Source organism: Nocardia sp. NPDC004711 (assembly GCF_053601595.1).
Map to the genome: position 1 here is coordinate 53,089 of NZ_JBSGCB010000054.1, position 12,298 is coordinate 65,386.

The window sequence follows — 12,298 nt, forward strand, 5'->3', positions numbered from 1 at the left end:
AGACGAGAAGGGGTACAGCCGTGAAAGACACCACCACCCAAGAGGATTCGCAGTCCGAAGCCACCGGTGGCGGGTGGATGCAGAACCGCACCGCGCTGATTCTGGCGATCGGATTTGTGGTCCTGGTGCTCGTTGCCGCCGCCGGGGTTGCGGGGTCGCGGCTGCTGGGCGGCGGCGATTCGAGCGACCGGAACCGGGCTGGCGCGAATTCGTCGACCGTGCCCGTGACGAGCGCGAGCGCTGCGCCGACCGGGTTTGCTCCGCCGTCCTCCGACCAGTTGGGGCGGCCCGTGGTTCGACCGAACAACCTTGCAGGGCAGGCGCTTCCGCAGAGCCCGGTACCGCACGGTGACTACAGTTGCCCCGCGGCTCCGAACTGCCCTGTGGTCGACGCGCCGGCGGGGATGATGTGGCAGCAGGTGGGGCCGTTCACGTTGCCGTTCTCGACCTCGGACGGCCCGGGGCGCATCGACGGGCCTGTTGCCGATGGCTATACCCGTACGCCGCAGGGCGCGGCATTGGCTGCCTGGCAGATCATTTGGCGTCTGGCGATGTCGCGCACCTATTACGACGCGGTCGTACCGGCGCAGGTCACGGGGACGGCGCAGGATCTCGAATCGCTGAAGCCGACCAAGGACAACTGGGACGTGTCGAAGAAACCGGCGTACTTCCTGCGGCCCTCGGCGTTTCGGATGACGAGCTGGGACGGCTCGCACGCGATCATTCAGTACGCGGTGCCCCAGGTGGGCGGGGGCTGGTTCAGCATGCAATTCGATGCCATCTGGGCTGAGGGTGGCTGGAAGTTGCGTGCACCGGGCCCGACTGAGAACCAGGTCAAGACGCCTGTCGCCTCGTTGGTGGGGTGGACGCCGTGGTGAGACGTCTGCTGGTGGTCGCTGCGGTCGTCGTGGCGGTGATCGGCCTGGCCCCGCTCAGCGCGATGGCACAGCCGACCACCACCGCACCGGCAGGCCCGAGCGCCACGGCGCCGGCCTCGCCGACGGCGAGCCCCGTCACGACGACCAGCCCGACCGATCTGTATTCCGATTGCCGCGACCTCGGCGACAACATCCCTATTCCCGGGCTCGACAAGGCCGCGGAATGGTTGTGCGACGGCACGACGGCGGCGACGGATCCGACTGGGGCGGCGAACGAAGCGGCCAAAGGCATCCTGGGCAAAGTCGCCGGTGAGCTTGCCGACGGCTGGAAGAAGGGCATCGCCCTGATGTTCAGCTGGTGGTACCGCACGCCGATCACGTCGTCGATCGGCAGCGATGGAACGTCGAGCTTCGTCGACACGGTCCACTCGTATCTGCGGTATTTCCAGATCGCGATCTTCATCGTGAGCATGGGATTGGCGCTGGTGCGCATCGCGTGGGCGCAGGGCGGCGCTCGCAATCAGCAGGTGGTGGAGGCGGTCACCCTCGCCAAGCGATCGGTGCTGGTGTCGTCGAGCCTGGCGGGCATCGCGGTACTCGGTGACGGCGCGATGCGTTCGGCGAGTACGTGGATCCTCGAGGGCCTGGCCGGGCAGACGAGCCCCTCGGAGGCCGTCGAGCGGCTGATGAAGGTCAACAGCCTCGGCGGATTCCTCGGCACGGGACTGCTGTTCGTGTTCGCGCTGCTCGGGCTGATCGGCGTGATTTCGCAGATGATGTTCATCCTGGTGCAGATCGCGGTGAGCAAGCTCGTGTTGGGAGTGCTACCGCTGGCGGCCGCGGCCTCGGGGACTGAGGCCGGGCGGCAGGCATATCGCAAGCTGCTGGCCTGGGTCGTGGTGTTCATCCTGTTCCCGCCCGCCACGGCGATCGTGTACGGGACCGCGTTCGCGCTCGCTTTCGGATCCGACGATGCACAAGGCGCGCTGGCCGGGATGATCCTGCTGACGCTGTCGGCGTTGACCCTGCCATCTCTGGTGCGGCTGCTGGTGCCGATGGCCGGGCAGGTCGCCGGTGGCAGCGGCGCGGCCGCCCTCGGCGGCGCGGTGCTGGCTACGGGCGCAATTCCCTTGGCGCGGCAGGCAATCAGCGGATCCGGCGGCGGGGGAGATCGCCCGTCGTCGAGTGGTGGCCGCTCGGATGGAGACAAGCCCTCGGGTGCAGTGCCGACACCGTCGGGCGCGCAGCCGAGCGGCGGAGGCAGTGGAGGCGGCCGCGCGCCGTCGACGGTGGGCGCGTCCGGCGCCACGACCGGCGGCAGTACGGCCGCTGGTGCAAGCGGCGGCGCGGCTGCCGGTGCGAGCGGCGCGGCAGCGGCGGCCGGGGGCCCTGTCGGGCTCGCGGTGGCGGGGGTGGTCCAGGGAGCGCAGAAGGTCGCCGACGGTGCGCGCAACAGCGTCGGTTCGGCTGAGCCGCCGCCCGCGGGCCCGACGGGTGCGCCGTCGGGTGGCCGCTCGGATGGCAACTAGAGACAGGAGTAGCTGATGGTCGAGCAGCAGATGCGCCCGGATGCGCAGCGGACATACGGGGCCGGTCATGAGGTTCGGCGTGTCTATGCGTTCGGACTGCCGCGCAAAATCTTTGTCACGCTGGCGATTTCGGTGGTTGCCGGTCTGGTGATGACCATGCTCGGGTTCAAGGTGCTCGGGCTGGTGTGGGCGACGGTGTCGGTGCTGGCGGGCATTCCGATGAGTGTGCGGATCGCTGGCAAGACCGGCTATGAGTTGGCGTTGCTGGAATGGGCGTGGCAGCGCGAGAAGAAGTCGGGCCGCAACGTGCTGCGCGCGGGCCCGCTCTCACACGCGCCGGGCGGGCGGACCCGGCTGCCGGGCATCGCGGCCGGTACCGAAATGTGGTGGGGCACCGATAAATACGGCAGGCGTTTCGGCATGATCCGCATGCACGAAACAGGCCAGTACACCGCGGTTCTGCGGTGCTCGCCACGTGGGGTCGCGGGTATGGAGCAGGACGTGGTGAACATGATGGTCGCCCACTGGGGCAACTTCTTGAAGCGCGTCGGCGAGCCGGGCGACGTGGCCGCGGTGGTGACGGTGGTGGAGACCATTCCCGAGACCGGGGCACGGTTGCGGATGGAAATGGCCCGCATCACCCACCCCGATGCGCCGGACGCGGCCAAACAGTTCGTGTCCCAAGCGGGCGCGGGGCGTGCGGCTGATCGCAGCGGCTATCAGGTGCATGTGCGGATGGCGATGACCTGGAACGCGCGGACCGAAGCCAAACGCAAGGATCCGATGGTGATGGTGGGCGATCTGGCCAACCGGTTGCCGGAGCTGTGTGGCTTGCTGGCCGGCTGTCAGGTCGTAGCCGAGCCGATGAGCGATTACGAAATCGCCGCGACAGTGCGCCGCTGCTATGACCCTCGGGTGTCGGTAGAGACCGGGGTCGAAGAATTGATGCGCTACCGGGGCAATCCGCCGGACGGCCAGTACATCGACTGGGTCGATGCCGGGCCGCTGGATGCGGACGCGCTGCCGGACCGGCAAACCTATGTCCACGATGGCGCGTTCTCGCGGACCTGGGTGATGAGCGGCGCGCCGTCAGGGTTCTTCACCGATCGCGTCCTCGAGCCCCTGCTCGTGGGGCGCAGTGATGTGCCGCGCAAACGGATCGCGCTGATTCACCGGCCGTTGCCTCCGGCGGAGGCAGCCGAGAGCGTGCACGCCGATCTGCTGTCGGCGCGCGCGGAGGTGACAACGACGCGGGCACTGGCCAGCGCGGGCGCGGAGCTGAAAGTGGCCGCGACCAATCAGGCCCGCGGTGAGCAGGCCATGGGCGCGGGGGTGACCGACTACGGGTTGATGGTCACGGTGACGGCCGATTCGCTGCGTGAGCTCGAAGAGGCCAGCGATCTCGCCAAGGAGATGGGCACCGCGGCGCGGATCAATCTGCGCCCGGCCTGGAATCAACAGCCCGCCGCGTTCTTGGCGGCGTTGGGGGTCGGGGTGCTGCTGCCCGATCACGCCACCGTCAGCAAGACGCTGAAAGGGGAATAGGGCCATGGGCCTCACCTACAAGCCGCGTCGCTACTACGAAGACCGGGTACGCCGCTCGTGGCAGCCGCGCACCCCGAAACCGAACGCGGCCGCAGCGGATGCGCTGGCGGTGGGTCGGCGGCGACGCCGGGCCGAAGCGCGCGAGCGCGAGCAGGCCAAGCGCGCCAAGTACAAGGCGGAGTTGGCCGCACGCGACCCTTCGCGGCGAGATCCGAAGTGGCGCAAGGCATACAAGCTGTCTCATCGCGGGCTCGAAGGTGTCGGCGGCGGCGCCATGGGCGTGATCGACCCGCCGCCGCGGTTCCGGGCGACGACCGTGCAGGCGTGCGGGATGTTCCCGTTCGTCATCGGTGACACGCATCCGCTGATCGGTACGCCGTTGGGCGACAACATGATCACCGGCGGCACCATGTGCTACGACCCGACATCGGCGACCTACACCAGTCGGTTGCAGGTGACGCCGTCGCTGTTCATTCTGGGGCTACCCTCATTCGGCAAGTCGTCGCTGGCACGCAAGATCGTGCTGGGCGATATCGCGGCCGGGCGCACCCCCTACATCTTCGCCGACACCAAGGGCGAGTACACCAAGCTCGTCGAAGATCTCGGCGGCGTCGTGGTCCGCCTCGGCCATGGCCACGGCCACCTCAACCCCCTGGCGGTGGGCGCGCTCGGGTCGATCGTGCCGCGCCTGCTGGCGGCCGGGCGACCGGATCTGGCGGCGCAGGTGCGTACCGAAGTGCTGGCGCGGCGGCGACGGCTGGTACAGGGCTTGTGCGAGATCGAACGCGGCGAACCCCTGATGCAGCTCGAACGCAACATTCTGGGCCAGGCGCTGCGAATGTTGGATGCGGATCCGGCCTACGGTCCGGACAATCCGCCGCTGATCGAGGATCTGTCACGACTGATCGAGTCGGCAGACGATCAGCTCGTGCGCCGGGCACGGGCCCGCGACGCTGGCGACTACCGCGACACCGTGCGCGGGCTGCTGGCCACGCTGGATGCGCTGCTGGACGGCGACTTGGGCAGCGTGTTCGCCGGGCACACCAGCAACCCCGTGGATCTGGCGGTGGCCCCGCCAGTGGCGGTGTGCGTGGACATCTCGAGCCTGTCGGCATCGGACGACAAGCTGTTGGCCGCAGTGATGTTCGCGTGCTGGGAAGACGGCTTCGGCGCAGTGGAGGCCGCGCACACGCTCGCGGATGCCGGCCTGGCCCCGCAACGAACGTTCCTCACGGTCATTGATGAGTTGTGGCGGGTGCTCAATGCGGGGCCGGGCATGGTGGAGCGGATCAATGCGACCACCCGTTTGACCCGCACGCTGGGCACGGCGCTGATGATGATCACGCACACAGTCAAGGACTTGGAATCCCTCGACAGTGAATCGGATGTGAAGAAGGCCAAAGGCTTCATCGAACGCGCCGGTGCGGTCATCGTCGGGGCGCTGCCGCGCGATGAGATGGCCGCGCTCGATGCCATCATTCCGTTCACGGCCAACGACCGCGACATGGTGTCGTCCTGGTCGACGCCGGGGATGTACGACCCGGCGACCGGTCGACAGGCCGCGAGCCCTGGGCGCGGAAAGTTCTTGCTGCGCATCGGTACTCAGCGCGCGCCGGGTGTGCCTTTCCGCACGGAGTTCACCGAGATTGAGCAGACGCGGGGCTGGCATGACACCGATACCCGGTTTGCGGGGGTGCGAACAGCATGAGAAATCAGCGGATCCCCTCGAGCACCGATCGCCCGATCTATGTGGGCGAATCCTATGCCACGTTGTACGCGTTCGTGGGCCTGCTCGGGGCATGGGCGGATGCGACGGTGACGGTGTGGCTGTCGTTGTGGCTGGGCGGCGCGCGCACGGTCAATCCGCTGATCGTGTTGTTGGCGTGGGCCTTCGGCCGGTTGCAATGGACCACGGCGGCGAGCGCGTGGGCGTCCATGTTCGGGGCCGCGCAGCTTGCGGTGGCGGTGTGGCTGGTGCGCCGGTGGTGGCGGCGTCTGCGTGCGCGGACGGGCGGTGCGAATCGGTTCGACTTCGTGTCGCAGTGGCTGGCCCAGCCCGCGGACGTGGAGCTGTTGTCGCGGGAGGAGGGGTTGGCCACCTCGGCGCGGCTGAGCAGTGTCCGGTGGCCGGGCAACCCGCTGGGGGTGCTGGTGACTCCCCACGGCACCCCCGACTATGAGCAGGTCAAAACCGAGCTCGAGCCTGCGACCATGCTCTATAGCGGGTGCGAGGCGCTCACGGTCGATATCTGGGGCCCGCGGCGCGGCAAGACGACGTCGCGGGTGATTCCGGCGATCGTGGGGGCTCCGGGCGCGTGCGTGGTGACCTCGAACCGTCGTGACGTGGTTGACGCGACGCGCGGGGTGCGGGAGAAGCGGCGTGGCGGTGGCGTTTTCGTGTTCGATCCGCAGCGCATCACCGGTGCGGGTGAGCCGCAATTCTGGTGGGATCCGATTTCGGCGATCACGATGGACGATCGCGAGATGTGGCCGGATCGGTCGGAGAAGCTGGCCGATATCTTCTTGGCCGCGACGATGCCGCCGGGCGCGCGCCCGGATGCGTTCTTCGACCCGGAGGGCCGCGATCTGCTGGCGCGGCTGTTTCTGGCGGCGGCGGTGTCCGATCAGCCGATCACCCGGGTGTACCAATGGATCACCGAGCCCACCCCGCAGCCGCTCATCCAGCTACAGGGCAGCGAATTCGACTCGGCGGCAACAGCGTTGGCGAAGTTCATCGGCTATTCGGCGCGCCAGAAAGACGGCCTGTTCGGCACCGCGAAGAAGATGACCAACATCCTGAGCAGGCCGAGCGTGCAGCGGTGGGTGAGCCCAAGCGGCTACCGGCCGCAGTTCGATCCGCAGACCTTCGTGGTGTCGCCGTCGACGCTCTACATCCTCTCGAAAGAGGGCGTCGACAGTGCCGGTGCGCTGGCGACGGCGTTGGTGTGGGCGGTCTGCGATGCAGCTGAGCGCTACGGCGAGCAGTGCGGGGGCCGGATACCGGTGCCGATGGTCGTGCCGCTCGATGAGCTGGCCAACGTGATCCGCTGGCCTGATCTGCCGGGCAAGTTCTCTCACTACGGCGGCCGCGGCATTCTCATGCTGGCCATCCTCCAGAGCTGGTCTCAGGGCGTGAACACCTTCGGCGCCGAAGGCATGCAACAACTCTGGGATGCGGCCTCGGTCCGCTACTACGGCGGCGGGGTCGCCGATGAGGCGTCGTTGGGCAAGCTCAGTGAGTTGATCGGGTCGCGTTGGGAGATCGCGACGTCGACGAACGTGCAACGGCCGTCGGACATGTTGTCGGTGGCGGGCGGGCACACGTCGGTGAGCCGCGATACCCGCGAGCACAAGATTTTCCCGGTCGCGCATCTGTCGCAGCTGCCGCGCGGGCGGGCGGTGATGCTGTGGGACGGCAAACCGGTAATGCTGCGGCCGGTCCCCTGGTGGGACCGCTGCTACGCCAAGCAGATCGAAGCGTCATTGGCGGCCTACGCGCCCAAGAACCCGTTCGAGAAGTCCGAGCAACCCGCCCTCGAGGCTCGGTCCCGGTGGTGGGTGCGGGTGCTGCCGTGGCGGGCCCGCGCAGCGCCGCCCGCGGCGGCACCGGCGCCGGCGGTGGTGTCCGGCTCGGTGGCGAGCAAGGGCGTAAGGCCATGAGCACCCTACGAAGCTTCGCCGAGTCGGAGACACATGGTCTGCACGCTGTAGCGCGCGGTGCACGACGGATTTCAGAGAAGGGAATCACCATGTGGCAGTCGATGATTGCGCGCCGTGCGGGGGAGCGGCGCGGCGGACGGATCAGCTATCCCCTCAGCGGAGGTTGCCGGTTGCCGCGGGTCGTGGCGGCCCCCGGCATATACGAATTCACTGCGGTGGACGGTGCCCGGTTCGGGATGAGGCACAGGCCGGAGCTCGGTCTCAATGCGGTGGGGATCAGGGCATGGCCTGTGGGCGGTCCCTGGGGTGCGTTCGGGTCCTTGCTGGGCGGTATGCCCGACGTCACGCAGGTTAGCGTTGCGCATGATTCGGATCGGTCGTGGATCTCGGTCATGGTCACCGTTTCCGCTCCGGCGCGCCGCATGAGCCTGGATGAGCAGGCCGTGCACGTCACGGGGAAGGTATCGGAAGTCATTGAAGCGCTGAGGGATGTGGGGGTGCACGCTGTGCCGATGGCGGCCGCCGAGATGGCTACTGCGGCGGAGGTGTTGCGATGAACACCGATGTGGGTTTGGATCCCGCCACAGTCCCTTCGCCCATGCCGATCAGCGACATGCTGTGGATCATCCGCGTGATGCTGATCGGTAGCGCGGTCCTGGGGGCCGTGCTGGCGGTAGCGGCCGTTTTCGTCTTGTACCGCCACGTGTTCGGTGCCCAAGTCCACAAGTTGCCTGCGCGGACTCGCAACGGGTACGTGGGCTGGCTCGCCGGTGGCATGGCGCTGGTGGCCGCAGTACCGGTGGTGTGGGCGGTGGTGCCGCTATGAGTACCAACGGATTTGACGATGATATGGGGTTGGACAAGCAGGTCGGCAAGCAGCTGGCCGAGCTGATGCGTCGGCGGTTCTCGCCGAGCTTGCGGGATGTGGCCAATACGCTGGCCGACCGCAAGTTCATGGAGCTGCTCACCACCGCCGGTGGCGGGCGTATCGGCCGTCAGCTCGACCAGATGGCGGGGCGCATCGCCGCCGAGAAACTCGAGGCGCTGGCGCAGGGCAAAGCGGGTCCTGCTGAGGCGCTGGTTTATGACTCGCTCGAAGAGTTCTGCGTCGAGCTGTTGTTTCCGGTGTATGCGTGCAACCTGTATTCGACGGCGATCAAGTGGTGCCCGTCCTGGGCGAAGCATCCTGGGGCGACGTTTCGCCTCGAGACGAATTGGCGGGCGTTCGAGCACTACCGCCGGGAGGGCCTGCCGGGCATGGCGACCTGGCTGAATAGCGTCAGTGACCCGATCATGGCGAAGTTGATGGACCCCGACACGGGCCCGTTCGCGTTCTGCGACCCGATCAAAGGCCATGAGCACAACGGGGCGGACAAGATCGAAGATCTGCCCCATACCCCTCTGCCCGCAGATTCCCCGTACGCGCGCAAAACGCCTGCGCCGCCGGTGCCGGTGGCCGGTGCCGGTGGCTTTGAGAACTGATTCGACCTTCGAGACAGGGAGATGTGATGACTACGCCCCCGTTGGAAGACCCCGGCAAGGAATTGGCGGCTTCGCTGCGTGCGGCGGTGCTGGCCGCGGCCAAGGTCGGTGAACTGATGTACCGGCGTCGCGAGCTGATGTTGCGGCGCGAGCTGACCGGTGCCCGCTCGAACGCGCAAGATATCCAGAGGCGCGTGAATACCGAACGGCGCCTTGCCGGTGACCGGCTGCGGTCGGCGCGCTCGACCATGCGGGCGCTGGCGTCGGTCACCCCCGACACCATCGAGGCCGTCTACCGGGATGCGGTGGCCTGGCGTGATCAGCTGCCCGAAGCCAAGGAAGTCGCCGAATCCATCGAAACCTACATGAAGGGCTTCGGGCTGGATCCGGAGCAATTGCGGGCGGCGGGAAAGGAGTTCGCGCGTCGGGTGGAGCCGACGATGCGGCCGGGGCTGGATCTGCGGGTGACCGATACCGATCGGGCGCGTGCGACCGCGGGCGCGGCGGAGGTGGCCGCGCACGTGGCCGCCGAACGCGGGCGATTGGCGCCGGCGATGCTCGAAGGGTTCGAGGCGCAGGTGGGACCGGCGCGCCGCGCGCAGGTGCTGGCCGAGCTCGACCGGGTCGACGAGATCGCCGCGCGCGCAGTGTATGAGCGTGCGCAGGGCCTGACGGGCTCGGAGCAGCTGACTCCAGCGATGCTCTCGGACTGGCGGGCGGCCGAAGCAACGCGGTGGGCGGCCAATGCTCAGGCCGGGGATCTGGCGTTGTTCGCGGCGCTGGTGATCGACAGCGACGGTGGCGGGGGCGATGCGACCGCCGATGCCCCGGCCTCGCAGATGACCGAGCTGTGGTTGGCGTGGCGGGCCCGCGAGAGCGAGGGGGTGGCGCACCCTGATTTCGCGCAGTTGTCCGGATTGGCGTTCGCCGCGCAGCTGGATCGGGCTCATGAGTTCCTGGCCGATTTCGATCCGGACGGGTACGCCGAATGGCAGCGCATGCGCTCGATCGACCCGCGCCGCGCTGATGGGGCGTTGGTGCGCCGCTACGAGCAAGAGCAGGCAACGCAGTGGGCTGCGGAAGTCGGTGACGATCTGTGGAAGCACGGGTTCGCCCGTACGGCCGCGCAGCATCCGGACGAAGGTCTCGGCGAGATCGCGCGGCGGGTGTGGACGGCGGCCGGCAAGCCGGAACCGGTGTGGGATCAAGATTTCGCGGGGCCGTCGCTGCAAGAGCGGTGGGCCGAGCAGACCCAAGCGGCTACCCGTGTGCTGCAACAGGATCCGGACTTGTGGCGTGATTGGCAGGATTGGCACGCCGATCCGAACCGGCCGCCGGGCGAGGCGGCCGCCCGCGATGCGGACATGGTCGCGGACTATCACGAGATGAAGGCCGAGACCTGGGCCGGTGAGGCGCGGCAGGCGGGCACGCTGCCCGAGTCGGTCTCGACCGACACCCCGGATCGGCTGATGGCCGCGTGGCGCTCGCACACCGCCGGACAACAGGACATCGGTACCGGGTCTGATGCTGAGCGCGCGATTCTCGACCGCGCGCAGACCTGGCTACAGACCCGCGATCCGATGGCGTACATGGCCTATCAGGCGCATTTGGACGCGGTGCCCGAAGCCGATCGGGCCGGAGCGCGCGCGGATTTGGTGCGCGACTACGAAACCCACGAAGCGCGCCGGTGGGCCGAAGCCTCGGAGGTGCTGGGCCTGGTGCCGGAAGGGACTGCGGCGCAGGATCCTGACGACCTGATCGGGATGTGGCGCGCCTACACCGCGGCCCAGGACGAGCAGGCACCGCAGCAATCGGCCTCCTCCTCCGGCGATACCCGCAGCACAGGCGGCGGTGACCCCGTGCGGGGGCGATCGGGTCAGAGCAAGTCGGGCAAGGGCGCGGGCCGCTCGACGGCGGTGCCGAAGCCACCGACGCTCAAAGACCTTGTGGGTGACCGGATTCCCGGGTGGGTGTTGGCCAAGCCGGGCTGGCGTCAGGGCGCGGAAACGACATTCCGCGGGCTGGTGGCCGCGGGCGCGGATCCGAACAACCTCGCCGATGTGGTGGCGGGCCTGCGTCACGACGATGCACGCAATCCGGTAGCTCTGACGATTTGGGCGATGCGTAAGGCGGTAGGCACGCGCGATGCCGACCTGCTCGACCTCGACCCGAACAGCGGCGGAGATACCACCGTGGATGACATCTTGTCCGACACCGGGCCGCAGCGTGGTCCGACACCGGGGATGGATCCGGCGGCCGCGCGGGCGTGGAAGGTCGCCAATCGCGCGTTCGGCACCGATCCGACCTCACCGGTGCAGCCGTCGAGCGGTACGACACCGAGTTCTGCGGTGCCGCCGATGAACGCGCCGAACCGTTCACACGACAAGGGCCGATGACGGATGGATGAGCAGCAGATCGACGCTGAGGTAGCCCGCCAGCTCAAGGCGATGCTGGCCAAGACCGCGGCCGAGAAGCTCACGGCGGCACTGGAAGCCGATCCCGAGCTCAAACGCACGATCGAGGAACGGGCGGAGCTGGCCGCGCAAGCACAGCTCGCGCGGTTGGCGGCGGAGGCGGCCGCCAGCCCGGCGCCACCGCCGTTCGACCACCTCGGCGACTGGGTCGAAAACTATCTGGCCTACGTGTACTGGCGCGATGTGGACGCGATCGGCGAGGCCGGCTGGCGCTGGTGTCCGGAGTGGGCCGAGCATCCGGAGGCCTTGGAGCGCCTCGGCCCTCTGTATCAGCGATGGCGGGAGCTATCGGGCACGCCGGAGGGCATGTTGGCCTGGTGGGATGTCGCCGACCGCATGATGGGCAAGCTGATGGCCAAGAACGGGCCGTACAGCCGGTGCACGACGGCCAAACACTACGACGGCGAGGACGCAGAGAAGCTGACCTGCGCGCCTCCGCCGCAGCGGCTCTTGCAGGTGTGGACAGCGGCATGAGCGTCTCGGGAACGGATCCGGCGGGCGCGCTCGAGCACCCGCCACAGGGGAGAGGGATTCAGTGAACGATGTTCTGCCGCAACGTGTCCCGGACCTACGCGGCCACGACGATCGACAGGCGGAGCTGCTGCCGGGGGAGCTGCTGGCATGAATACATGCGCTGTCTCAGTCGGCGGCAACTTTCGGTGAGGCGGGTAGGGCGAGGCAGAGTGCGGCACTGGCGACGAGCGCTGCGGTGATCGTGAGCCCGCTGGCG

Annotated in this window: 10 protein-coding genes; all 10 read left to right on the forward strand. The window is 68.3% G+C overall.

Features of this window, described 5'->3' with window-relative positions; genetic code table 11:
- Nucleotides 1-20 precede the first annotated feature (20 nt).
- The 10 genes from ACWEKS_RS38530 (at nt 21) to ACWEKS_RS38575 (ending at nt 12,042) form a co-directional block, all read left to right on the forward strand.
- Nucleotides 21-878: a hypothetical protein gene (locus ACWEKS_RS38530; protein WP_452344661.1), complete on the forward strand. Its 858-nt coding sequence runs from the start codon at nt 21-23 to the stop codon at nt 876-878.
- Nucleotides 872-2,407: a hypothetical protein gene (locus tag ACWEKS_RS38535; protein WP_452344662.1), complete on the forward strand. Its 1,536-nt coding sequence runs from the start codon at nt 872-874 to the stop codon at nt 2,405-2,407. The genes ACWEKS_RS38530 and ACWEKS_RS38535 overlap by 7 nt, the downstream gene beginning before the upstream one ends.
- A gap of 15 nt (nt 2,408-2,422) precedes the next feature.
- Nucleotides 2,423-3,952, forward strand: a complete 1,530-nt coding sequence (locus ACWEKS_RS38540) for an SCO6880 family protein (RefSeq protein WP_452344663.1) — start codon at nt 2,423-2,425, stop codon at nt 3,950-3,952.
- Between the two features lie 4 nt (nt 3,953-3,956).
- A complete protein-coding gene (locus ACWEKS_RS38545; RefSeq protein ID WP_452344664.1) occupies nt 3,957-5,660 on the forward strand; it encodes a hypothetical protein in 1,704 nt (567 codons plus the stop codon).
- The gene (locus ACWEKS_RS38550; RefSeq protein WP_452344665.1) at nt 5,657-7,612 is read left to right on the forward strand and encodes a type IV secretory system conjugative DNA transfer family protein; all 1,956 of its coding nucleotides are present in this window, start codon (nt 5,657-5,659) and stop codon (nt 7,610-7,612) included. The genes ACWEKS_RS38545 and ACWEKS_RS38550 overlap by 4 nt, the downstream gene beginning before the upstream one ends.
- 392 nt (nt 7,613-8,004) lie before the next feature.
- On the forward strand, nt 8,005-8,169 hold the full coding sequence (locus tag ACWEKS_RS38555; RefSeq protein ID WP_452344666.1) for a hypothetical protein: 165 nt from the start codon (nt 8,005-8,007) through the stop codon (nt 8,167-8,169).
- Nucleotides 8,166-8,438 (forward strand): hypothetical protein, encoded by a 273-nt coding sequence (locus ACWEKS_RS38560; RefSeq protein WP_452344667.1) that lies wholly within the window; start codon nt 8,166-8,168, stop codon nt 8,436-8,438. Before ACWEKS_RS38555 ends, ACWEKS_RS38560 begins: the two co-directional genes overlap by 4 nt.
- Nucleotides 8,435-9,094 carry a DUF4913 domain-containing protein gene (locus ACWEKS_RS38565; protein WP_452344668.1) on the forward strand — a complete coding sequence of 220 codons (660 nt, stop codon included), beginning with the start codon at nt 8,435-8,437 and terminating at the stop codon, nt 9,092-9,094. The genes ACWEKS_RS38560 and ACWEKS_RS38565 overlap by 4 nt, the downstream gene beginning before the upstream one ends.
- 26 nt (nt 9,095-9,120) lie before the next feature.
- Complete coding sequence (locus tag ACWEKS_RS38570; protein ID WP_452344669.1) at nt 9,121-11,490, forward strand: hypothetical protein; 2,370 nt, start codon at nt 9,121-9,123, stop codon at nt 11,488-11,490.
- Between the two features lie 3 nt (nt 11,491-11,493).
- Nucleotides 11,494-12,042, forward strand: coding sequence for a DUF4913 domain-containing protein (locus tag ACWEKS_RS38575; protein WP_452344670.1), 549 nt, complete (start codon nt 11,494-11,496; stop codon nt 12,040-12,042).
- Nucleotides 12,043-12,298: the final 256 nt, after the last annotated feature.

Coding starts and splice junctions, on each gene's coding strand:
- ACWEKS_RS38540 (WP_452344663.1), top strand. CDS start 2,423: ATGGTCGAGCAGCAGATGCGCCCGGATGCGCAGCGGACATACGGGGCC.
- ACWEKS_RS38545 (WP_452344664.1), top strand. CDS start 3,957: ATGGGCCTCACCTACAAGCCGCGTCGCTACTACGAAGACCGGGTACGC.
- ACWEKS_RS38550 (WP_452344665.1), top strand. CDS start 5,657: ATGAGAAATCAGCGGATCCCCTCGAGCACCGATCGCCCGATCTATGTG.
- ACWEKS_RS38555 (WP_452344666.1), top strand. CDS start 8,005: ATGGTCACCGTTTCCGCTCCGGCGCGCCGCATGAGCCTGGATGAGCAG.
- ACWEKS_RS38560 (WP_452344667.1), top strand. CDS start 8,166: ATGAACACCGATGTGGGTTTGGATCCCGCCACAGTCCCTTCGCCCATG.
- ACWEKS_RS38565 (WP_452344668.1), top strand. CDS start 8,435: ATGAGTACCAACGGATTTGACGATGATATGGGGTTGGACAAGCAGGTC.
- ACWEKS_RS38570 (WP_452344669.1), top strand. CDS start 9,121: ATGACTACGCCCCCGTTGGAAGACCCCGGCAAGGAATTGGCGGCTTCG.
- ACWEKS_RS38575 (WP_452344670.1), top strand. CDS start 11,494: ATGGATGAGCAGCAGATCGACGCTGAGGTAGCCCGCCAGCTCAAGGCG.